Source organism: Streptomyces sp. NPDC022552, from assembly GCF_055561875.1.
Genome location: NZ_JBVHGJ010000001.1, coordinates 563994 through 584855 on the forward strand (window position 1 = coordinate 563994; position 20862 = coordinate 584855).

Annotated in this window: 21 protein-coding genes; 10 read left to right on the forward strand and 11 right to left on the reverse strand. The window is 70.0% G+C overall.

The window, feature by feature from the left end; translation table 11 throughout:
• The first annotated feature begins 129 nt into the window (after nucleotides 1-129).
• Complete coding sequence (locus ACZ3OF_RS02625; protein ID WP_361666636.1) at nucleotides 130-1383, forward strand: NAD(P)/FAD-dependent oxidoreductase; 1254 nt, start codon at nucleotides 130-132, stop codon at nucleotides 1381-1383.
• 96 nt (nucleotides 1384-1479) lie between these two features.
• On the forward strand, nucleotides 1480-2058 hold the full coding sequence (locus tag ACZ3OF_RS02630; protein WP_361666634.1) for a fasciclin domain-containing protein: 579 nt from the start codon (nucleotides 1480-1482) through the stop codon (nucleotides 2056-2058).
• Nucleotides 2059-2149: 91 nt separating this feature from the next.
• Here ACZ3OF_RS02630 and ACZ3OF_RS02635 read toward each other — a convergent pair whose 3' ends face one another.
• Nucleotides 2150-2590 carry an SRPBCC family protein gene (locus ACZ3OF_RS02635; protein ID WP_467302254.1) on the reverse strand — a complete coding sequence of 147 codons (441 nt, stop codon included), beginning with the start codon at nucleotides 2588-2590 and terminating at the stop codon, nucleotides 2150-2152.
• A 282-nt stretch (nucleotides 2591-2872) separates the two neighbouring features.
• Between ACZ3OF_RS02635 and ACZ3OF_RS02640 the strand changes: the two genes are divergently transcribed.
• Nucleotides 2873-4246, forward strand: coding sequence for a cryptochrome/photolyase family protein (locus ACZ3OF_RS02640; RefSeq protein ID WP_467302256.1), 1374 nt, complete (start codon nucleotides 2873-2875; stop codon nucleotides 4244-4246).
• A gap of 10 nt (nucleotides 4247-4256) precedes the next feature.
• Here ACZ3OF_RS02640 and ACZ3OF_RS02645 read toward each other — a convergent pair whose 3' ends face one another.
• Together ACZ3OF_RS02645 and ACZ3OF_RS02650 are read right to left on the reverse strand one after the other, a co-directional pair.
• Nucleotides 4257-5765, reverse strand: a complete 1509-nt coding sequence (locus tag ACZ3OF_RS02645) for a DUF4246 domain-containing protein (RefSeq protein WP_361666632.1) — start codon at nucleotides 5763-5765, stop codon at nucleotides 4257-4259.
• Nucleotides 5766-5842: 77 nt separating this feature from the next.
• A complete protein-coding gene (locus tag ACZ3OF_RS02650) occupies nucleotides 5843-6001 on the reverse strand; it encodes a hypothetical protein (RefSeq protein WP_361666630.1) in 159 nt (52 codons plus the stop codon).
• Between the two features lie 122 nt (nucleotides 6002-6123).
• Here ACZ3OF_RS02650 and ACZ3OF_RS02655 point away from each other — a divergent pair, with 122 nt between their 5' ends.
• Nucleotides 6124-7161, forward strand: a complete 1038-nt coding sequence (locus ACZ3OF_RS02655) for an EcsC family protein (RefSeq protein WP_467302258.1) — start codon at nucleotides 6124-6126, stop codon at nucleotides 7159-7161.
• A gap of 378 nt (nucleotides 7162-7539) precedes the next feature.
• Here ACZ3OF_RS02655 and ACZ3OF_RS02660 read toward each other — a convergent pair whose 3' ends face one another.
• From ACZ3OF_RS02660 to ACZ3OF_RS02685, 6 genes are all read right to left on the reverse strand, one after another.
• Complete coding sequence (locus tag ACZ3OF_RS02660) at nucleotides 7540-9435, reverse strand: NAD-binding protein (RefSeq protein WP_467302259.1); 1896 nt, start codon at nucleotides 9433-9435, stop codon at nucleotides 7540-7542.
• Nucleotides 9436-9515: 80 nt separating this feature from the next.
• Nucleotides 9516-10250, reverse strand: a complete 735-nt coding sequence (locus ACZ3OF_RS02665; protein ID WP_467302261.1) for a hypothetical protein — start codon at nucleotides 10248-10250, stop codon at nucleotides 9516-9518.
• Nucleotides 10247-10774 (reverse strand): hypothetical protein, encoded by a 528-nt coding sequence (locus tag ACZ3OF_RS02670; RefSeq protein ID WP_361666625.1) that lies wholly within the window; start codon nucleotides 10772-10774, stop codon nucleotides 10247-10249. The genes ACZ3OF_RS02665 and ACZ3OF_RS02670 overlap by 4 nt, the downstream gene beginning before the upstream one ends.
• A 43-nt stretch (nucleotides 10775-10817) precedes the next feature.
• The gene (locus ACZ3OF_RS02675) at nucleotides 10818-12239 is read right to left on the reverse strand and encodes a flotillin family protein (RefSeq protein ID WP_467302262.1); all 1422 of its coding nucleotides are present in this window, start codon (nucleotides 12237-12239) and stop codon (nucleotides 10818-10820) included.
• Between the two features lie 54 nt (nucleotides 12240-12293).
• Nucleotides 12294-12800, reverse strand: coding sequence for a hypothetical protein (locus ACZ3OF_RS02680; protein WP_361666622.1), 507 nt, complete (start codon nucleotides 12798-12800; stop codon nucleotides 12294-12296).
• 122 nt (nucleotides 12801-12922) lie between these two features.
• Nucleotides 12923-13789 carry an alpha/beta fold hydrolase gene (locus ACZ3OF_RS02685; RefSeq protein ID WP_361666621.1) on the reverse strand — a complete coding sequence of 289 codons (867 nt, stop codon included), beginning with the start codon at nucleotides 13787-13789 and terminating at the stop codon, nucleotides 12923-12925.
• 141 nt (nucleotides 13790-13930) lie between these two features.
• Between ACZ3OF_RS02685 and ACZ3OF_RS02690 the strand changes: the two genes are divergently transcribed.
• The 4 genes from ACZ3OF_RS02690 to ACZ3OF_RS02705 all read left to right on the forward strand — a co-directional run bounded on the left by ACZ3OF_RS02690 (nucleotide 13931) and on the right by ACZ3OF_RS02705 (nucleotide 16691).
• On the forward strand, nucleotides 13931-15304 hold the full coding sequence (locus ACZ3OF_RS02690; RefSeq protein ID WP_467302265.1) for a TrkH family potassium uptake protein: 1374 nt from the start codon (nucleotides 13931-13933) through the stop codon (nucleotides 15302-15304).
• A complete protein-coding gene (locus tag ACZ3OF_RS02695; protein ID WP_361666618.1) occupies nucleotides 15297-16016 on the forward strand; it encodes a potassium channel family protein in 720 nt (239 codons plus the stop codon). Before ACZ3OF_RS02690 ends, ACZ3OF_RS02695 begins: the two co-directional genes overlap by 8 nt.
• A 73-nt stretch (nucleotides 16017-16089) precedes the next feature.
• Nucleotides 16090-16383, forward strand: coding sequence for a hypothetical protein (locus ACZ3OF_RS02700; RefSeq protein WP_467302268.1), 294 nt, complete (start codon nucleotides 16090-16092; stop codon nucleotides 16381-16383).
• Nucleotides 16380-16691: a hypothetical protein gene (locus tag ACZ3OF_RS02705; protein ID WP_467302269.1), complete on the forward strand. Its 312-nt coding sequence runs from the start codon at nucleotides 16380-16382 to the stop codon at nucleotides 16689-16691. The genes ACZ3OF_RS02700 and ACZ3OF_RS02705 overlap by 4 nt, the downstream gene beginning before the upstream one ends.
• A 6-nt stretch (nucleotides 16692-16697) precedes the next feature.
• Here ACZ3OF_RS02705 and ACZ3OF_RS02710 read toward each other — a convergent pair whose 3' ends face one another.
• Together ACZ3OF_RS02710 and ACZ3OF_RS02715 are read right to left on the reverse strand one after the other, a co-directional pair.
• Nucleotides 16698-16997: a DUF3040 domain-containing protein gene (locus ACZ3OF_RS02710; protein WP_361666614.1), complete on the reverse strand. Its 300-nt coding sequence runs from the start codon at nucleotides 16995-16997 to the stop codon at nucleotides 16698-16700.
• Nucleotides 16998-17074: 77 nt separating this feature from the next.
• On the reverse strand, nucleotides 17075-18136 hold the full coding sequence (locus ACZ3OF_RS02715; protein ID WP_361666612.1) for a PucR family transcriptional regulator: 1062 nt from the start codon (nucleotides 18134-18136) through the stop codon (nucleotides 17075-17077).
• A gap of 228 nt (nucleotides 18137-18364) precedes the next feature.
• Between ACZ3OF_RS02715 and ACZ3OF_RS02720 the strand changes: the two genes are divergently transcribed.
• Nucleotides 18365-18766 (forward strand): hypothetical protein, encoded by a 402-nt coding sequence (locus ACZ3OF_RS02720; RefSeq protein WP_361666611.1) that lies wholly within the window; start codon nucleotides 18365-18367, stop codon nucleotides 18764-18766.
• 63 nt (nucleotides 18767-18829) lie between these two features.
• Nucleotides 18830-20842, forward strand: a complete 2013-nt coding sequence (locus ACZ3OF_RS02725) for a flotillin family protein (RefSeq protein WP_467302272.1) — start codon at nucleotides 18830-18832, stop codon at nucleotides 20840-20842.
• Nucleotides 20843-20862: the final 20 nt, after the last annotated feature.

Consider the following 20862-nt stretch of genomic DNA (forward strand, 5'->3'; position numbering starts at 1 on the left):
GCCCGCCCCGGACGGGAGTGCGCCGCGGGCTCATCCGTACGGCACCCCATGACGGAAGTACGGATGCGCCTCGGTGTGACGCGGCGTGCAGAAGGGGCCATCCGGACAGGAAGAGGAGCGGCAACGGTGATGCGGAAGACGGACGGTGGAATCGATGTCGTCGTCGTCGGGGCCGGTGCGGCCGGTCTGGCCTGTGCGGCGGACCTCGTCGGCGCGGGGGTACGTGTGCGCGTGCTGGAGAGCGACGACACCGTGGGCGGGAGGATGCGGACCGACAGGATCGCGGGCTTCACCGCCGACCGCGGCTTCCAGGTGTTCAACACCTCCTATCCGCAGGTCAAGCGGCGTCTGAACCTGCGAATGCTCCGGCTGAGACCGCTCACTCCGGGCGTACTGGTGCACACGGACGACGGGCCGCGCCGGTTCACCGACCCCACCCGGCGTCTCCGGGAGAGTCGTGACCTCCTGCCCGGCCGACTGGCCTCCGCCCGTGACCTCGCGGCCCTGGGCGTGCTCTCCGCGCGCGACACGCTGCTGCCCGCCTCACGGCTGCGCACGCGACCCGACGCCACGACCCTCCGCGCCCTGTCCGATGCCGGTCTCTCGTCCGAACTCGTGGAGACTCTCCTGCGGCCGTTCCTCTCCGGGGTGTTCCTCGAGGACGACCTGGAGACCTCGGCACGCTTCTTCCACCTCGTCTGGCGGTCCATGGCACGCGGCACGCTGTGTCTGCCGGCCGACGGGATCGGCGCGGTCCCCGCGCAGCTCGCCTCCGGGCTCCCCGCCGGAGTCGTACGCACCGGTTCGCCGGTCGCCTCGCTGACCACCGACGGGGTGGCCTCGGCCGACGGAGGCGAGCTGAAGGCACGGGCCGTCGTCGTCGCCACGGGGCAGAGCGCGGCAGGACGTCTGCTGCCCGGCCTCGACGTACCACCCGGCCGGACCGTCACCACCTTCTACCACGCGGCGGAGCGATCCCCCCTGGCCGAGCCGACCCTCGTGGTCGATGCACGCCGGCGGTTCCTGAACACCTGCGTCGTGACCGAGGCCCAGCGTGGCTGGTCCGCCGACGGGCGGGCGTTGGTGTCGACCTCCGTCCTCGGCTCGCCGGGTCCGGCGGAGGAAGAGGCCGTCCGCGAGGCCCTCGGCGAGGTGTACGGCACGGACACGGCGGCCTGGGAAGCCGTGCACCGCGTCACGGTGCACGACGCCCTCCCCGTGATGCTCCCGCCGCTGGAGCTCTCGCGGACCACTCGTCTCGCGCCGGGCAGGTACGTCTGCGGCGACCACCGGGCGACGGGCTCGCTGCAGGGGGCGCTGGCCTCCGGAGCCCGCGCGGCCCGGGAAGTCCTCGCCGACCTCGATCCGCTTGCCCCCGCCTGATCCGGAGAGGGGTGCCGCTGCGAATACCTACAGAGAGTGCCATTCCAGCCCATGGCCGGTCCCGGTTCCGGGACCTGCCCACGAGGAGGAAGCATCATGAACACCTCGCACGTCATGCGCCGTGTCGCCGCAGCTGCCGCGGCCGTCGCCCTCCCGGTGTCGCTGGGCGTACTGGCCCCGCAGGCTGTGGCCGCAGAGGGGAACGGCCCGTTCGGGCCCGGCTGCAGCGCGCTCCCGGCAGAGGGCGAGGGCAGCGTCGACGGTATGGCCGACGACCCGGTCGCGACCGCGGCGTCGAACAACCCGGAACTGTCCACGCTTGTCTCGGCCGTCAAGGCGGCCGGACTGGTCGACACGCTGAACGGAGCCAAGGACATCACCGTCTTCGCGCCGACGAACGACGCCTTCGCGAAGATCCCGAAGGCGGACCTGGACAAGGTCCTCGCGGACAAGGCCGCCCTGACCAAGATCCTCACGTACCACGTCGTGGACGAGGAGGTCGGCAAGGCGGAGCTGGCCGACGGCTCGTTCAAGACGCTCCAGGGCGGCACGGTGACGACCGACGGCTCCGGCGACGCCTACACCGTCAACGGCACCGCCAAGATCGTCTGCGGCGATGTGCCGACCTCGAACGCCACCGTCCATGTGATCGACACCGTGCTGATGCCGAACTGAACGATGACCGCCGCGGGAACGCGGCGGTCAAGACGTTCCGGAGACCGCGCCACGACGCGGTCTCCGGAACGTGGCGCGGAGGCCGGACCAATCAGCGGTAGTGCTCCGTGACCGCGGCCGGGAGACGTTCGGTCACGCCGTCACCGAGCCGTTCGAACTCCGTCCGCAGGAACGGCGTGGCCAGCTTCGCCAGACCGTGGAACCGGAGGGATCCGACGTACGTCAGCGCGGTCTCCGTGGCGGACCGCGCCTCGAAGGTCATGTCATCGGTCGCGGTCACTGTCTTGTTCTTCCCCACGAACATGAGGCGGGCGGGCTCCCGGGCCTCGAGCCGGTAGAGGAGCTCGCTGGTACGCCCGCGGAAGCGTGACGTGTTGCGCCAGGACGAGCCCGGCCGCACCGGCCCCTCGTCGACCCTGGCACAGCGCACCGTCCCCGGATCCCATTCCTCGGTCCGGGTGAAGTCCTCCAGATAGGCGACCGCCTCGTCCAGAGGGCATGAGAGGAGCATGCTCCGTCGCACCACGATCACTTCGCCGCCTCCTTCGTCCGGCCCGAAGGGCCGCCGTGCGTTGGTCGCCCCTCCTTCCCCTCCAAGGGCGTCGGCGGATGCACGAGTCGCGCGGACCGCGGGGAACCGGCGGGCATGGAGCACGGCCAAGGGACCGGTCGCACGGACCCGCCACGACACGGCCGCGAGGAGCAGCCGCATCCGCGGGCACTCGGTGCGCAGAAGGAGGACCGTAGTGCACGCGCAGAAGTCCACCGGGCGTACCCGCCTCCGCCCCGGTGCTCGATCGCCAGGAGTGGTGCCATGAACGTCTCGGTCGTCCTGTTCACCTCGGACCTCCGTCTCCACGACCACCCGCCCCTGCGCGCCGCGCTGGAATCGGCACCCGAGGTGGTACCTCTGTTCGTCCGCGACCCCGCCGTGGACCGTGCAGGCTTCGCCGCGCCCAACCGGCTCGCGTTCCTGGCCGACTGCCTTACCGACCTCGACGCGGGGCTGCGGGAGCGGGGCGGCCGACTCGTCGTGCGGCACGGCGACACGGTGGACGAGGTGTGCGCGGTGGTCCGCGAAGTCGACGCCGACGAGGTGCACATGGCGGCGGGCTGCAGCGCCTTCGCACGCCGACGAGAGGAGCGCCTGCGGCACGCCCTGGAGACGGACGGCCGCCGGCTCTACGTCCACGACGGGGTGATCACCGTGCTGCCCGCCGGGGCCGTCGCTCCCGGTGGATCGGACCACTTCGCCGTCTTCACCCCCTACCACCGGCGGTGGTCGGCCGAGTCGCTGCGCTCCCCGGTCGCGGCTCCCCGGGCGGTCCAGGTGCCCGGCACCGTACGCTCCGACGACGTGCCGTCGCGGGGCTCGATCGCCGCCGTCTCCGAGGGACTGGCCGTCGGCGGCGAGCGGGAGGCGCGCAGGCGCCTCGCGGCATGGATGTCGCGCCACGTCGACGAGTACGAGGACAGGCACGACGACCTCGCCGGCGACGTCACCTCCCGGCTCTCGCCCTATCTGCACTTCGGCGCGGTCTCCGCGACCGAGGTGGTGCACCGCGCGCGGTCCCGGGGCGGTGCCGGCGCCGACGCGTTCGTACGGCAGATGTGCTGGCGGGACTTCCACCACCAGGTGCTGAACGCCCGCCCGCACAGCGCCACGGAGGACTACCGTCCGCGCCACGACCGCTGGCGCGAGGGCAAGCAGGCCGAGGCCGATCTGCGGGCCTGGAAGGAAGGGCGGACCGGGTATCCGGTGGTGGACGCCGCGATGCGGCAACTCACCCACGAGGGCTGGATGCACAACCGGGGGAGGCTGCTCGCGGCCTCCTTCCTGACCAAGACGCTCTACCTCGACTGGAGGACCGGGGCCCGCCACTTCCTCGACCTGCTCGTCGACGGCGATGTCGCCAACAACCAGCTGAACTGGCAGTGGGTGGCGGGCACGGGCACCGACACCCGGCCCAACCGGGTCCTCAACCCCGTGCTCCAGGCCAGGAGATACGACCCGGACGGTGCCTACGTACGCCGCTGGGTCCCGGAACTCTCCGGTCTGGAAGCCCCGTCGGTCCACGAACCGTGGAAGCTCGCCGGGCGGCTGGGCGTCTCCCTCGACTACCCGGACCCGATCGTCACGCTCGTCGACGGTCTGGCCCGCTTCCGCCGCGCCCGCGACCAGGACTGACGCCGCGGGATCAGTGCTCGCAGAGGGAGAACTCCCGTTCGTAGAGCTGCTCGTTGTGCTCGTCGACGAAGAACTTGCGTTCCTGCATGAGTTGTTCGCGGAAGTTCTTGGCCTTCTCGAGCGTCATGGTCGAGGTGTGGGACCACGGCTGTTGCGGTGGCACATCGGATGTCGAGACGATCTTTTCCGACGGGTCGACCAGGAAGAACGCGAGAATCTTGCGATGCCCCGGGCGGGTGGGGTCCGCGAGGCGGAACGAGTCGACGCGGTGTTGCAGGACGTTCGGGAACGCCAGGCAGCGGCCCGCCGGGGTCGACGCCGATCCCAGCATCTGGTTCAGTGCGTCTTCGTCCTCCAGGCCGTACACCTCACGCAGGCCGTTGTCGTCGTTCTGTTCGTAGTTCGGGTCGTCGAGTGCCGCCCGGAAACTCAGCCGGCTCTCGGTGATGTTCTCGTTGTCCCAGTAGTAGATGCCGGTCGAGACGATCCGCTCGTTCAGCATCCCCTCGACATGCCAGGAACCGCCCGGGTACTCGGGCTTGTCCGGGGTGAGATGAATGGTGGCGAGCTTGACGATGACCTGGAGACGGCGGCCGCGCAGGTCGACCCGGGCCGATTCACCGGGCACCTCGGGCGGGGTGAAGGCCGGGGCGTCCGGGACGACCGGGCGGCGGTTCTCCCACCAGTCGTCCTGGGCCGCTTCCCATGCCCGGAGGGCTTCCGCGTGGGCCGCGGCATCGCTGTAGGAAGACTTGTCCGGATACTCCGGCTCCGAGTCGTACCACCCGTAGGGATCGGCCTCGATCCGCAGGGGCCGCGGATGGCGCAGATCGGTGAGCACGTTCTCCAGCAGCGGGCGCATGCGCGCGAACAGGTCCGGCAGGACGGAGGCCAGTTCGTGATGGGTCTCGGGGTGGACGTTGTTGACGTAGGAGCGGAAGGCGACATCGCCGTCTTCACTGACGTCGACGTCCGTGGGCAGCCATTGGAACTTCTCCGAGAACTCGTACTTCGAGTAGTGGTTCGTCGGGTTCTCCCAGGCCCGCTCGGGCGCGCCGCTCACCTCTCTCACCAGGCAGAACAGTGAGGGATGAACGAGATCCAGTACCTGGCCGTCGGATCCGGGATGCCAGTCCAGTTCTGCTTCGGGGACCTGTTCCAGAACCCGGACCGCCTCGCGCAGCCGGGACCTGAGCTTGTCGTCGATCAGCGTGTCCGCCTGCCACACCCCGTCGACGGCGGACACCTCGACGCCGTTCCGTCCGTCGCGCAGCGCGGCGTAGTGCACGAGTTCGGCGAGGACGTAACGAACCTGCGCCTCGGTGAGGCCCTGGGCGACCGCTTCCTGCGTCCACCTGGCGACGATGTCGGCGTTGTTCATCTTGTCGAACCACCCCGGCTTCGCCCGAATGTGAGCGCTGCACTGGATCATCTGAAGTTCCCGCAGCGTTCGGGGCGTCGCGAACGCCAGGGAACGGGAAGCTTGAAAGGGCAGCGGGAAAGCGGACAGGCCGGTCAATTCTGTTGATCCTCACAGTCGGTGTGCGGTGGCGGGAAGGATACTTCGGCGGACTGACACCGCAGCCGTGGCCCCGGTCAGCGCTGGTCCGGGAGCCAGGGCTGCGACGTGGTCGTGACGATGTGCGGCGCGGTCGGCGGCGGCCGGTTCATCCCGCTTAGCCCCGTCGTCCGGGTGGACAACTCCAGTCGTTTGTCGCCCTTTTGCTGCGCGATGTGTCCGGACTCCTGGAACATGCGCATGAGCGTGTGGCGGTGCGGCCGACTTCGGACGTCGCCCCCGGCACTGCGGCTCCACCCACGTGCCGTTCCGGCAGGCATCGTGGACCCGGCGATCACAGGGGATACGGAGAACCTCAATGACTACGTACGCCGATCCACTCGTCGACGCCGCAACCCCGATGAGCGAGTACGAGGCGCAGGTATGGGACACGCTCAACGAGCACTGGCAGGGGCGCAACAACCGCCGTGGTCTGCCGAACTGGGCCAGCGCCGCCCTCGGTCGCAGCGGTGAGGCCGCTGGAAACGCCATGAGACGGGTCGCGGACGCTGTGCCGGCGACGGTCGCAGAACCGATCCGTCGCGCAGGCGACGCGGTCGCCGACAAGGCCATGCGACCGGCGCTCGCAGGAGCGGCAGCGTTGCTCGAGCTGGTCAACGACTGGGCCATGGAGCTCAACGACCCGAAGAACGTCGAGAAGCTCGCCCGCAAGCAAGGCATCGAACTCGACGGTTTCGCCGAACTACGGCAGCAGGATCTCAAGGTCTGCGACCGGCTGCTGTCCCGCAACACCCTCAAGTGGCGCACCGCGGGCGCGTTCGAAGGTGGCGCCATGGGCCTGCTGGCCATGGTGCCCGTCGCCGGTATCCCCGTGGCGATGACAGCGGACATTCTCGTCATCCAGGTCCTGAGCACGTCGATCGCGTCGCGCATCGCGTACTCCTACGGCTACGACGCCAAGGACCCCAAGGAGCAGGACTTCATCCAACGCCTGGTACAGCGGTCCTTCATGGTGCAGGCGGCCAAGGCCAAGCCGTTGCGTGAGACCGCGCAGGCGGCGAACGCGATCAAAGGGCGCATCAAGTGGTCTCAGAAGCTCCGCCAGGACCACCGCCTCCTGGCAGCCCTCGAGAAGCTGATGCAGCAGCTGGGCCCGGCCGGCTCCAGGGTGCCGGTCAAGAACGTCGCCAAGGTCGTGCCGTTCGTGGGCGTCCTCATCGGTGCCGGCATGAATTCCGCGGTCCTCGGCAGGGTGGCCGCCGACGCCCAGCGGTACTGCCAGACCCGATTCCTGTGCGACAAGTACGGCCTGCCATTGCCGACCGCACTGGCGACCGACCGGGAGGACGACCCCGGGACCGAGAGTGTGAGCCCTGAAACACCTGGGGGCGGCTGACCGGACACACGAACGGGGCGCTCCACGGGGCTGCCGCCAAACTGATCCGTGCTTCGGCTTCGGTTCTGGCCTGGCCCCCTGGCACGTGCGTGCGCGCGGCGCTCGCGTACCGGTCCAGTCGGGTGGCGTGGCGCTATGCCGCTCCCCGCGCTTCGGAGTGCCTGACGCGGAACGCCTCTGCTTGCTTGACGCGGGCTTGTTCCATCGCGGCCTCCCAGCGGATGCGCTCGCCGCGCCGCTTCCGCTTCGGCCAGCCGTTCGCGTTCGGTGGCTTCGCCGCGGAGCGTGAGCTCGCTACATGACCTTTCCGGTCCTGTGCGGCGGACGGTCACGGCGGCGCTGAGCCCACTCCTTTCTCCCGCGTCCGGCTGATACAGCTCAGGAGCTGCTGCCCGCAGGTTGTCTCCCCAGCAGTTCCGCGAGGCCGCGTCGGGTGGAGGCGATGACGACGCGGTCCTCTGGTCGTAGCACGTAGCCCGGGTGGAGTTCCCAGAGCAGTTGTGGCTGTTCGCCGTCGTGGTGGGCGGAGGCGAGGTCGGGGCGGCGCGCGGCGGGGGAGACTGTGTCGATGGCGAGGACGCGCCAGGCGCCGGGACGGAAGGCTTCGGAGACGGTACGTCCTTCGAACTGGGGGTGTCCGGCGACGAGGAGGGCGGCGAAGACCAGGACCTTGCGCTCGACGGGGATGGCGCCGAGGATCTGGCGGCCCATCATGGCGCCGGCGAAGGCGGGGGCGGCGAGGTGGGTGACGCTGCGGCTGCGTGTGAGGGCGTCGGGGTGGGCGGTGCGCAGGGTGCGGTAGACGGCGGTGGCGAAGTCGTCGTCGTACAGGCGCATGGCCACGCGCAGATCGGTCTTGACCGTACGTGCGTAGAGGACAGCCTCCAGGTTGGTGGTGTCCGCACTGGTGAGGGCGAGCAGTGCGTGAGCCCGGTGGACCTTGGCGGCCTCCAACACGCCCTCCTCCGTGACGTCGCCGAGGACGACCGGCACATGGAGGCTGCGGGCGAGGGGGATGCCGCGGGCGTCGGGGTCCTCCTCCACGCAGACGACCGGGATGTCGAGTTCTCGCAGCCGGGCGAGGACGCGGGTGCCGACCTTGCCGAGTCCGAGCAGGACGACATGGCCGGACAGGCCGCGGGGCGGGCGGCGTAGGGTGCCCGCGCTCCGGAAGGTGCCGAGTGCCTCCAGCGCTCCGGCGACGAGGAGGGGGAGAAGCGCGAGGCCGACGAGCCCGGTCAGGAGTTGGAGGATCTGGTTCGTGGCCGACGCGTCGATGGCGGGGTCGTTGATGGAGAACAGGTCGAGCAGCGTGATGTAGGCGGCGTGCACCGGGTCGGCGTCGGTGAGCGCTGTGGTGGTGAGGGTCAGGGCGAGGACGGTGGCGACGATGCCGGCGAGCGCCCAGCGCAGGCGACTGGAGAAGAGGTCGCGCAGCGGCGCCCCACGGCGGGCCAGGCGCCGTGCGGGCAGGGCGGGACCGGTGTATCGGACGGTCTCCAGGACAACGCTGCCGCGCCCGGTGGTGCCCGCCGCGGTCCGGTCGTCGGGCAGGAGGACGGGGCCTTGCGGCCCGCTGGCCTCCGAGCCTTCTGCGCCCGCCGGGTCGGCGGTGGTGGACGACAGCAGCGCCAGGGTGCACAGGCCGGGGTCCGGTACCTCGCCGCGTCCGGGCGGGGTGCGTTCGGCTGCGCGCAGGAGCACGCCGTCGGCCTGGACGACCTTGCTCGTGCCGGCGACGGCGGTGGCGGCGAGGGCGGGGGCCGCGGTGTCCGCGTCGGAGAGGACGGTCGTGGAGGCGTCGAGGACGGCCCGTTCCATGCCGGGGGAGTGCACGAGGGCGGCCTGGTCGAGTAGCTCCTCCAGTCGCTGGCCGAGCTTCCGGTTGTACATGCGGACCACCAGCCGAAGCCCCGGGTTGAGCCGGCGGGCGGTGAGCGCTGCCCGCAGGTTCGTCTCGTCGTCCTCGTACAGCAGCGCGAGCGCGGTCGCCCGGTCGACTCCGGCCCGCAGCAGCGTCTCCTCCGTCGGAGCCTGCGCCGTCATCACGTGTACGGGCACGAGGGTGCCCCCGCTCGTCGTGCCCGCCGGTGCGGTGACCCGCTCGGCGGTCCCCACCTCGGCCTGCTCTCCGGTGAGGACCAGGACGACCCGCTGCCGGTAGACCTCCCGCAGCTCGTCGGCCAGCCGGCGGGCGAGCCCGTCGTCGCCGCAGACCACCATGTGCCCGCCGGCCCGTGCCTCCGCGTTCCCCTGCTGCGGCAGTGCCGCCATGTCTCCCCCTATGACGTCGTGAACGCACTGATTCGATCATTGCCCTGAGGTTCTGCGCCGGGAATGTCCTGCGGCTGCCATCAGCGAGGCGTCTGACCTCGCCGGCCGATGTGGATCAGGAACGCGCACGCGGCCAGGGCGGCGGGTGTCCAAAGCGCGAAGTAGACGCCGAGGTCTGTGCTCCGGCCGTGCAGGAGGAGCGGCAGGAGGAAGGACCAGGCGCTCAGCAGGCCCACCGCCCAGGTGCTGCTGCCGAGTGCAGCCGGCTTCCGGCGCCACGCGGCGGCCTCCTGGTACCTGAGCGACCACTGCGACACGTGGACACCGAGTCCTCCGGCCAGCAGGAGGGCGGTGCCGGTCCCGGCGGCGAACTGAGAGTCGCCAGCCGGGTGGGAGTTGGTCCGCTGCGCGGCCCGGTCGTTCGAGAGGACGATGATCCGGCCGCGCCAGATCGTGCCCGCGACCCGATCGCCCGGGCGCACCTGATCCAAGAAGTCACCGACGCCGGAGAACTCCGCCTCGCCGGCTGTTTCGTCGGCCCCCGAGACCACGACCCGTCCGCCCCGGTTCTTGCCGCGGTGCACCTGAACGGACTTGACGGTGTACCAGGCCGCCCACAGGCAGTCCCTCGTCGCCGCCCCGTGGCACTCGGTCGCCGCGCGGAACGCCCGCTCCTCTGCCACCGCATAGGGGAGCCACGCGAACAGGACGGTGCCTGCGATGAGGGCTGACACTCCGGCGAGCCCGATGAGTACGGCGCGTATGCGCAGCCGTCTTGTGTCGTACGGCTTGCCGTGTCGCGGAGCCCGCGTCACGGCCGTCCTGCCCAGTTCTCCAGCTTCGCGAAGACGAGGGTCAGGCCGCCACCGCCGGCCGCTATGAGGCCATAGATCGCGAACATCGTCCTCTGGCCCTGCTTGCTCAGCGCCTCGTACTGGCTTCCGGTGACCTCGATCCTCTGCCGCTGAGGGTCGGTGGTGTCGACGGCGTAGTAGCGGCCCCGGACGGCATCGGTCGCCTGGAGGCCCGAGTCGTCCGAGAACGCTCCGGAGAGCAGGCCGGCCCCTGCCAGACCCAGTCCCACGAGCAGGACGTGCACCCGGCCCGGAAGGGACTTCAGAGCACGCCACTGGTTCGTCTTGTTGCTCGCGTATCCCCTGACGCGGAACTCGAGCGCGATGCTGCGGAAGATCGTCGCGGCGTGGAGCGGGAAAAGCAGAGCGAACCCGATACCGAGAAGAATCCCCTCGCCGGCGAACGGCGGTAGGTAGGGGACGGCGCTATAGGCGGCCGCGGACAACGCCACTATGGCCAGGGCCAGCTGCAGCCCCGCGTGCACTTTGAAGCTTCTTCTCACGCCGTCCCCCCGTCGGACTCGTGTCTCAGTCGGTGATCTCGACCTGCGCGCTCCTCGCGGCCGGCACGGCCGCCGGCTCCGCCTTGCCGGTGATGCCCTGGAGGAGGGCGGCCAGGTCGACGCCGGTGGTGGAGGAGAGGAGTTCCATACCCTGGGCGACGTTGTCGGTGACGGTGCGGGAGAGCTTGCTCGCTCCGTCGGTGGAGATGACGGTCATCTTGTCGATGGCGGCGAGGGGTTCGGCGGCCTTGGCGACGACCTGGGGCAGGACCTCGACGAGCATCTGCAGGACGGCGGCGTCGCCGTACTGGGCGAACGCGTCGGCCTTCTTCCGCATGGCCTCGGCCTCGGCGGAGCCCTTGGCGGCGATGGCGGCGGCCTGGGCCTCGCCCTCGATGCGTACGGCGTCGGCCAGGGCGGCGCGGTGGGCCTTCTCGCCCTCACCGGTCAGGCGGGAGCGCTGGGCGTCGGCCTCGGCCTCCTTGACCAGGGCGATGCGGCGGGCCTCGGCCTCCTGTTCGGCCTGGTAGCGGGCGGCGTCGGCGGGCTTGCGGACCTGGGTGTCGAGCTGACGGTCGGTCAGTGCCGCCTGGCGCTCGGCGACCTTCTCCTGCTCGGCGAGGATCTGCTGCTGGCGGTCGGCCTCGGCGAGCGGACCGGCCGCGTTCGCCTGGGCGGCGGCCTCGTCGGTCTGGGCCTTGATCTCGGCCTGCTTCAGGTAGAGGGTCCGCTGGGCGATCGCGATCTCCTCCTCCGCCTTGAGCCGGGCCTGCTCGGCGGCACGCCGGGCGACGGCCTCGGCGATGTCCGCCTCCTGCTTGGCGCGGGCGGCCTCAGGCCGGCCCAGGTCCTCCAGGTAGGAGCCCTCGGTGGTGATGTCCTGGATCTGGAAGGCGTCCAGGACCAGGCCCTGGCCCGAGAGGCTGGCCTCGGCCTCCTCGGCGACCTGTCCGGCGAAGGCGGCGCGGTCGCGGATGATGTCCTCGACCGACATGCGGCCGACGATCGACCGCAGCGCGCCGGAGAGCACCTCCTGGGTGAAGCCGACGATGCCGTCCTGCTGCATCAGGAACCGTTGGGCTGCGGCCCGGATCGAGTCCTCCGTCCCGCCGACCTTGACGATCGCGACGCCCTCCAGGTTGGCCTTCACACCGCGCAGCGTGACCGCGCCGCGCACGGCGACCGGGATGTGCCGGCTGGACAGGTCGAGGGTGAACTTCTGCTGCACGAACGGCACGACGAAGACGCCGCCGCCGACCACGACCTTCTGGCCGCTGTTGTCGGTGAAGACCCGCCCAGTGGCCGGATCGGTGGCCTGCTTGCCGCGCCGGCCGGTGATGATGAACGCCTCACTGGGCCCCGCGACCTTGTAGCGCGTGATGACCACAAGACCAAGCAGGACGACGAGTACGACGATGCCCACCACAGCGGTGAGAACAGGGCTCATGAGCACATCCCTTGAAAGTGGAGCCACAGAAACAGAGCAAGTCGGGGGCAGCGGTCAGCGCTCGACGGGACGTACGACGACCGAGGTCGGCGAGAGCACCGACTCGACCCACACCTCGGCGCCACGCGGAACCGGACCGGACGCCTTCGCCGCGTACTTCACCGGCTGGCCGGCCAGGTAGAGCAGAACCTCGCCATAGCCGTCCCCCGGAATGGCGGTGACCACCGACCCCGAACTCCCGGTCAGGTCCTCGCCCTTCGGCGCGGGCGCGGCACCGTCGCGCATCAGCGCCCGACTGAACTTCCCCGTCAGCCAGGCCACGACGACCCCCGCGACCACGCCCGCACCGGTGGCGACCCCCGCCCCCGTACCGGTGACCCCCATCGTGATCGCCCCCGCGAACCCGAGCGCCGACACGAAACCGGCGATCACCGGCAGTGACAGAAACCCGTCCAGTCCCGAGCCGAGTCCGTCGAAGACCCCCTCCAACAGACCGTCGAGGACGAGGGCAAGGACGAGCAGCACGAGTCCCGCGGTGCCGAGGCCGAGAAACCACGTCATGTCACTGTCCCCTCGGCTCGCACGCAGATGCGGTGCCGCTTCTGCCGTTAAAGGATGTTCCCACCGAACCGCACGGGAGTTCACTGCCGGAGTCCGGCAATCTTTACGCGCTCTTGATGCCGTTAACGCGCGCCGAGCGCCTCAGAAACGACCATGGCGGCTCGCTCCACCGCCTCGTCCAGGACCAGGTGCCCAGAATCGCCGATCACAAGGAGATCGGCACCGAGCAGGCGTCGTGCGGCGCGACGCAGCGCAGAGGCCGGCAGGAAGGTGTCGTGTGCCCCGACGATCACGAAGACCGGAGCAGTCCGGGCGGCCGTCAGCGCCGATCGCGGCAGAGGCCGGGGAGCGAGGCTGCTGCGGCACGTCGTGCCCACGAGCGCCATCCAGTCGGCCAAGGCATGCGGTGGCCGAGTACCGGGGGCCGTCATGTGCCGTAGAAGTCGCTCGGCGCGGTGAACAGTGGGACGCAGCAACCACGGGAGCGTCGCCCCGAGGACGGCGGGTCTGACCCGTAGCCTGATCAGCCCCGCAGGGGAGACGACGACCCGGGCTGTGATCCGCTCCGAGGTGCAGGCGAGTGCGATCGCGCCGCCCAGCGAATGCCCCATGACCACCGCACCCTGGGGCGCCACCTGGTCCACGACCTGTGTCAGCCAGCGCCCGTACCACGCTGTACGGTCGCGCCCGGGACGAACATCCGCACTCAGACCGGGCTGCCCCGGAACATCCACCGCGATTGCCTGACCGACACCTGACAGGGACTCCAGCGTGTCCAGGGAGACAGCTGCGTTCATGTTCGTCCCCGGTACGAGGACGATGCTCGGAGTCCCTGGAGTCGGGGCAGCCCCCACCGTCGTCACATGAGTCGCTCCCGCAGAGGTGTCGACATGCGAGCGGGTGTGGGGCACCGGCCACGCGTCGAGGCGCTTCTCGCACCAGTCGCGCACCTGGTCGTGCGCGGCCGGGCCGCGGTAGATCGATCGCATCGCCACAGCGTAGAACCGAGCACCCGTGCCGCCATCGTGCCGGTCGCTCGTCCCCCACGGGCGCGGAGGTACTGTTGCGCCGGTCAATGACGCTCTCTTGACATCACATCAGCATCAACTCGCGGGAAGAGGACAGCGCCGGTGGTAGTGACCGCGCCCCAGCGCGCACGAGCGCTCTTCACGGCACACCCCGCCCGCACGGTGGTCCTCGGGTTCGCGGGTGTGGTGATGGTCGGCACGATGCTGCTGATGCTGCCGCTCGCGACCGAGGACGGTGGTGCCACCGACCTGCTGACCGCGCTGTTCACGTCGACTTCTGCTGTGTGCGTGACCGGCCTCGCGGTCGTCGACACCGGCACGTACTGGAGTGGTTTCGGCGAGGGCGTCATCCTCGCGTTGATCCAGGTCGGCGGCTTCGGCATCATGACGATGGCCTCGTTGCTCGCCCTCCTCGTCTCGGGCCGGCTGCGGCTGCGCATGCAGCTGACCGCGCAGGCGGAGACCAAGAGCCTCGGCATCGGAGACGTCCGCAAGGTCCTCCTCGGCGTGGCCGGCACGACCCTGGCGGTGGAGCTCGCCGTCGGCGCCTTCCTCGCGCTGCGGTTCCGCTTCGGGTACGACTACGGCTTCGACGAGTCCGCGTACCTGGGGTACTTCCACGCCGTGTCGGCCTTCAACAACGCCGGGTTCGGTCTGCATGCCGACAGCCTCACCCGCTACGCCCAGGACCCGTGGGTCACGTTGCCGATCGCGCTCGCCGTCATCCTGGGCGGCATCGGGTTCCCGGTCATGCTGGAGCTGCTGCGCCACCGCAACCGGGCGCGTACCACGGGCCGCAGGAACTGGACCCTGCACACCAAGCTCACGGTCATCACGTCAATGGTCCTGCTGGTGGTCGGGACGGTGCTCACGGGCCTGCTGGAGTGGACCAACCCCGCTACGCTCGGCGTGTACGACGTGTGGGGCAAGCTCCTGAACAGCTTCTTCTACTCCTCGATGAGCCGCACCGCCGGCTTCAACTCCCTCGACATCGGCGCACTGCATTCCTCCACGCTCTTGATGACGTGTGCCCTGATGTTCATCGGCGGCGGCAGCGCGGGAACGGCCGGCGGCATCAAGGTCACCACCTTCGCCGTCCTGGCGGCCGCGATCCTGGCCGAGGTACGCGGCGAGCCGAACTCGGTCGTCCTCGGCCGCCGCCTTGCCCCGCATGTGCTGCGCCAGGCGCTCACGGTGGCGCTCCTCGGCGTGGGCCTGGTCATGGCCGCCACCCTGGCCGTGCTGTCGGTGAGCGAGGAGCCGCTGGACGTCGTCCTCTTCGAGGTGGTCTCGGCCTTCGCGACCGTCGGCCTGTCCACCGGCATCACGGCCGACCTCCCGGCGATCGGGCAGCTCATCCTCGTCGGCCTGATGTTCATCGGCCGCATCGGCCCCATCACCCTCGTGTCGGCACTCGCCCTGCGCGAGCGCACACGACGCTACGAACTGCCCGAGGAGCGACCCGTCATTGGCTAACTACCTGCACAACCTGCGCAAGCGCCGGCGCCGGCGGCTGACCGAGCAGCACCAGGTGGCCACAGACCAACGTGTCGCCGTCATCGGTCTCGGCCGCTTCGGATTCTCCCTCGCCAACGAGCTGATGCACCGGGGCTGGGACGTCCTCGGCATCGACACCGACGCCCGGCTCGTCCAGAAGTACAGCGACCTGCTCACCCACGCCGTCGTCGCAGACTCCACCGACCCGGACGTCCTGGGCCAGCTCGGCGTCCACGAGTTCACCAGCGCCGTGGTCGGCATCGGTACCGACATCGAGGCCAGCATCCTGGTCAGCTCCAACCTCCTCGAAGTCGGCGTCCCCAACATCTGGGCCAAGGCGATCAGCCGCCAGCACGGCAAGATCCTCGAACGCCTCGGCGTCCACCACGTCGTCCTGCCCGAACACGAGATGGGCGAGCGGGTCGCGCACCTCGTCACCGGCCGGATGCTCGACTTCATCGAGTTCGACGACGACTACGCCCTCGTCAAGACCGTCGCACCGGGCGTGGCCACTGGACAGCCTCTGGGACGCTCCCGGGTCCGCAGCGAGTACGGCGTGACCGTCGTCGGCATCAAGCGGCCCGGGGAAGACTTCACCTATGCGACCGCCGAGACGGTTGTCGAGAAGGGCGACATCATCGTGGTCACGGGCAAGACCCAGGCCGTGGAGGCGTTCACAGATCTGCCCTGACCGCTAGGATCCACTGCTGGTGAGCCGGGAAGTCTGGTCGGCACAGTCGTCCGCCTGCCCGGAAGCAGCCACCATGCCTCTCACCCTCGTCGTGCTCGCCCTGTGGGCGCTCGCCTTCCTGACGTTCAACACCGTCATCGCCGTACGGGTCTTGCGCCTCACTGAGCTGCCACGGTGGCGCCGCGTACTGCCCGCGCTCCTGCTCTGCGCCGCGCTGGCCGCGAGCCTCAGCCGGGCGACCGGCACGACCGTCGTCGCCGAGACCTTTGCGTTCCCCCTGAACGCAGCCACCGCACTGGTAGGTACGTTCGAAATGCGTCGGCACCGTGTGCGCGCGAACGGCGCTGCACAGGGAGCGTCGGCGTGAGCCCGTGGGTGGGCTGGACACTCCTGGCCGTCGGGGCCGTCCTTGTCCTCACGCCGAGCGTCGCCCTTCTCCGGGGCTGGAGACCCGGCAGACTGCGGTGGTCCGAGGGACCCGTGCCCCTGCTCGGCGTGGCGGGCGTGGCCCTGTACGGAGCGGTGCTCACCGACGAGGTAGCACGCCTGGCCGGTGCGTCGACCGGCGTGCGCTCGGTGTGTGCGTACACGGCTCTGGGGCTTGTCGCCATGAGCATCGCGTTGGTGATCCTCTACGACCACCTGGCACGTTCCTCGCGGTCGAAGCGTCGCTGAACTCGATCACCGGTGTGTGGTCACCACGGCAGAGTGCGCCGCCGGCCGGGTGACCTCCCCGTCGGGTGGCGCGGGCCTTGTGCTCAGGGCGGCTGTCAGGATCAGCGCCAGCACTGCGATGACGGCCAGGACGACCGCCGTCACGAGTCGGGGGTCGCGCCGGGAACGAGCCTTGACAGGGCGCTCCGGTTGCTCTGGGAACTGCTGGTTCAGCGTCTCCATCGTGGCGCTGAGGGCGGGGTCGTCGTGGGCGAGTCCGTGCTCCATCTCGGCAAGGATGCGCTCGTCGTCTGCGGGGTGACTCATGGTGACCGCCTCCACCGCTGCTGTGGAACTCCTACCGTCAGTGTGCCCGTCCGGCGCTGTCTCGGCGCCCCCAGCGGTCAGAGTTCCTGGTCGGGCCACCCGAGGAGGCGGGCTCCGACGACGGCGGTCTGGAGGGTGTATCGCTGGGCGGGGTCGCCCGGGTCGGCGCCCGTCAGTCGGTGGATGCGGTCGAGCCGGTACGTGATCGCGCGGACACTCAGGGAGAGGCGTCGGGCGGCCTCGGCGGCCACGCAGCCGGTGTCGAAGTACGCAGTAAGGGTGTTGAGGAGCGGCTCGGCGCCGCCGCGGGCCTGCTGGAGTGGGCCGAGCACGCTGAGGACCAGGTCGGCCATCGCTTGCCGGTCGCGGGTGAGGACTGGGTAGACCAGGAGGTCCGCGGCGTGCAGGACGGGGTCGTTCAGGTCCATGCGGGCGGCGAGGTCGAGCGCGTTGAGGGCTTCCTCGTAGGAGTGGACGACTCCTCCCGCTCCGGAGTGGGGGCGGCCGATCGCGACCTGGCCGCCGTCGGTGGCGGCGTATGCCTGCTTCGCGAAGTGGGTGAGCACGTCGGGCTCGTCGGCGGGCGCGACGCAGATCAGCCGGCCGTCCTTGGTCGTGAGAAGGATGCGGCGGTTGCCGAAGCGGGCGACGAGCGAGGACTCGACGCTGCGGGAGACCGGAAATCCGTCGGAGTACGGCTCTGGTCCCTGGGCGACGGCCACGGCGTGGGCGTGGGAGAGGAGCAGCCCGAAGCGTTCGGCGCGCTCGGCCAGGCGGCCGAGATCGCTGCGTCCATACAGCAGGTCGTCGATGAACTCGCGGCGCGCCGCCTCTTCCTGACGTACCGCCAGGCGTTGTGCCCGCTCGTGCCCTTCAGCGAAAGCGTCGATTGCCTGCTCGACGGCTGCCAGAAGGTGGTCGTGAGCCCCCTGCGGCAGCTCGGAGTTGGTCGCCCTCGCGGCGGAGAGGTGGGCGCGGACGAGAGCGCGCAGACCCATGCCGGCCTCGGCGGCTCGCTCGCCGCGGGCGCGCAGCCCCTCCAGCTCCTCGCGCGTCAGCCTTCGTCCGGTGACGCAGACGCCCTTCAGGATCTCGGCGTACCCCTCCAGGTACTCCTCGGCCGACTCCCGTTCCGTCACGGTCCCTCCCCGACTACACGTTGCGTCGTTGATGAGTTCCTGACGCGCGGAGACCAAGGGTGCCATGGCTCCGTCGAGGGGGCTCCTACCGGCATCAAGAAGGCGTTAAGGCTGCCGGACGACGGCAATGTGCGAGACGCACTCGCGGTGCCACGATGGGCCTGCCGGGGGTGTGGGTGGAGAGCCGATGCCGGGGGCCGGAAGCTGTCACGCGTCAGGGGGTAGACCATGGGGGAGTTGCTGAACGCCGCCGTCGGATTCCCCACGCTGCTGTTGACCGCGGCGCTGGTCGTGGTCGTCGGCTTCTGGCTGCTGGTGCTCTGTGGTGCGGCGGGCTATGACGCGTTCGACTCCGACGTGGACACCGACGCGCTGCACCTCGCCGGTCTGCCCGTCGCGGTGGCGGCCTCGATCTTCGTCGCCGTCGGCTGGTTTCTGAGCCTGTCCGGCGCCGTGCTGCTCGCAGCTGCCGCTCTGCCAGGCGCGCTGCCCCCACTGCTCTCCCTGCTCCTGCTCTTTCTCGCGCCCTTCGTCTCCTGGCGTGTGACGCGTCGCCTCGTACGACCGCTTGCCGCGCTCTTCCCTGACGAACCCGGGCCTTCCCGGGAAGACGTCGCCGACCTGACCTGACTCCGTCGGTCGTGCTCTTCCGGGCTTCCACCCACCACACTTCACCTCACCCGAGGACTTCTCATGGATGCCATCACCGTGGGCATCGGCGTGTTCGTCGCCGTTGCCCTGCTCGCCGCCCTCGCTCTCCTGTTCGTGCTCAGCCGGCTGTTCCGCAAGGTGGAGCAGGGCAAGGCGCTGATCGTGTCCAAGATGCGAAAGGTCGACGTCACGTTCACCGGGCAGGTCGTTCTGCCCGTGCTCCACAAGGCCGAGATCATGGACATCTCGGTGAAGACGATCGAGATCAGCAGGACGGGCCGCGATGGGCTGATCTGCCGGGACAACATCCGTGCGGACATCCGGATCTCGTTCTTCGTGCGGGTCAACAAGACCGTCGAGGACGTCATCAAGGTCGCGCAGGCCATCGGTACCCAGCGGGCCAGCGACAAGGAGACATTGCAGGAGCTGTTCAACGCCAAGTTCTCCGAGGCGCTCAAGACCGTCGGCAAGCAGCTCGACTTCACCGACCTCTACACCAAGCGCGAGGAGCTGCGGTTCCGGATCATCGAGATCATCGGCATCGACCTCAACGGCTACAGCCTGGAGGACGCGGCCATCGACTACCTGGAGCAGACTCCGCTCACCCAGCTCGACCCCGGCAACATCCTCGACGCCCAGGGCATACGGAAGATCACCGAGCTGACGGCTGTCGAGAACGTCCGTACCAACGAGTTCCGCCAGCACGAGCAGAAGGAGATCACCCGGCAGAACGTCGACGCCCGCGAGGCCATCCTGGAGCTGGAACGCCGCCAGGCGGATGCCGAGATCAAGCAGAAGCGGGAGATCGACACCGTACGGGCCCGGGAAGAGGCCGAGACTGCTCGGGTCGTCGAGGAGGAGCGGCTGCGGGCGCAGAGCGCCTTCCTCAAGACCGAGGAGCAGCTCGGCATTCAGCGCGAGAACCAGGCCCGTGAGGTGGCGGTCGCGCAGAAGAACCGCGAGCGGGTCATCGCCGTCGAGAACGAGCGGATCGAGAAGGACCGCCTTCTGGAGGTCATCGCCCGGGACCGGGAGACCGAACTGACCCGTATCTCGGCGGAGAAGGAGGTCGAGGTCGAGCGCCGGGACATCGCCGAGGTGATCCGCGAGCGGATCGCGGTCGACCGCACGGTTGCCGAGCAGGAGGAGTCCATCAAGCGACTGCGGGCGGTCGAGGAGGCTGAGCGCGACCGGCAGGCCGTCATCATCGCTGCCGAGGCCGAGGCGCAGGAGAAGCTCGTCAAGGACATCAAGGCCGCCGAGGCCGCCGAGCAGGCCGCCGTCCACCGGGCGGCCGAGGAACTCACCCTGGCGGAGGCCCGGAACAAGGCCGCCGACATGGACGCCCGCGCCAAGATCCGTCTCGCCGAGGGCGTCCAGGCCGAGGCCGCTGCCGACGGCCTCGCTGCCGTGCAGGTGCGGGAGAAGGAGGCCGACGCGATCGAGAAGGCCGGCCGTGCCGAGGCGGAGGCCATCGAGGCCCGACTGCGTGCCGAAGCCATCGGCACCCGTGAGAAGGCGCTCGCCGAGGCGACCGCGATCGGGGAGAAGCTCAAGGCCGAGGCGGCCGGACTGACCGAGAAGGCGGCCGCGATGGCCGCGCTCGACGAGGCGTCGCGCGGCCACGAGGAGTACCGGTTGCGTCTGGAGGCCGAGAAGGACATCCGGCTGGCCGGGCTCGAAGTCCAGCGGCAGGTCGCCGAGGCGCAGGCCACGGTCCTGGCGACCGGCCTGGAGCACGCGGACATCACCATCGTCGGCGGGGAGTCCGTCTTCCTCGACCGCCTCGTGCAGTCCATCGCCCTCGGCAAGTCGGTCGACGGCTTCATGGACTCCTCGCAGACTGCGCAGGCCCTCGCAGGCTCGTGGCTCAACGGCACCTCGGACTTCACCGAGGACCTGACCAAAGTGCTCGGCTCCCTTTCCACGGCCGACGTGCAGAACCTCAGCGTGTCCGCACTCCTTGCGAAGGTCATGAAGTCCGGCGTCCTGGACGGAGCGGCTCCAGCGGCCCCGGTCGACACTCAGGCGTTGAACGGCGCCGCCAAGAACTGACCGCCCACGGGGGAGCGGTC

Coding starts and splice junctions, on each gene's coding strand:
- ACZ3OF_RS02650 (WP_361666630.1), bottom strand. CDS start 6,001: ATGTTCCAGGAGTCCGGACACATCGCGCAGCAAAAGGGCGACAAACGA.
- ACZ3OF_RS02630 (WP_361666634.1), top strand. CDS start 1,480: ATGAACACCTCGCACGTCATGCGCCGTGTCGCCGCAGCTGCCGCGGCC.
- ACZ3OF_RS02675 (WP_467302262.1), bottom strand. CDS start 12,239: ATGAGCCCTGTTCTCACCGCTGTGGTGGGCATCGTCGTACTCGTCGTC.
- ACZ3OF_RS02685 (WP_361666621.1), bottom strand. CDS start 13,789: ATGCGATCGATCTACCGCGGCCCGGCCGCGCACGACCAGGTGCGCGAC.
- ACZ3OF_RS02655 (WP_467302258.1), top strand. CDS start 6,124: ATGACTACGTACGCCGATCCACTCGTCGACGCCGCAACCCCGATGAGC.
- ACZ3OF_RS02700 (WP_467302268.1), top strand. CDS start 16,090: ATGCCTCTCACCCTCGTCGTGCTCGCCCTGTGGGCGCTCGCCTTCCTG.
- ACZ3OF_RS02725 (WP_467302272.1), top strand. CDS start 18,830: ATGGATGCCATCACCGTGGGCATCGGCGTGTTCGTCGCCGTTGCCCTG.
- ACZ3OF_RS02640 (WP_467302256.1), top strand. CDS start 2,873: ATGAACGTCTCGGTCGTCCTGTTCACCTCGGACCTCCGTCTCCACGAC.
- ACZ3OF_RS02625 (WP_361666636.1), top strand. CDS start 130: ATGCGGAAGACGGACGGTGGAATCGATGTCGTCGTCGTCGGGGCCGGT.
- ACZ3OF_RS02710 (WP_361666614.1), bottom strand. CDS start 16,997: ATGAGTCACCCCGCAGACGACGAGCGCATCCTTGCCGAGATGGAGCAC.
- ACZ3OF_RS02720 (WP_361666611.1), top strand. CDS start 18,365: ATGGGGGAGTTGCTGAACGCCGCCGTCGGATTCCCCACGCTGCTGTTG.
- ACZ3OF_RS02680 (WP_361666622.1), bottom strand. CDS start 12,800: ATGACGTGGTTTCTCGGCCTCGGCACCGCGGGACTCGTGCTGCTCGTC.
- ACZ3OF_RS02660 (WP_467302259.1), bottom strand. CDS start 9,435: ATGGCGGCACTGCCGCAGCAGGGGAACGCGGAGGCACGGGCCGGCGGG.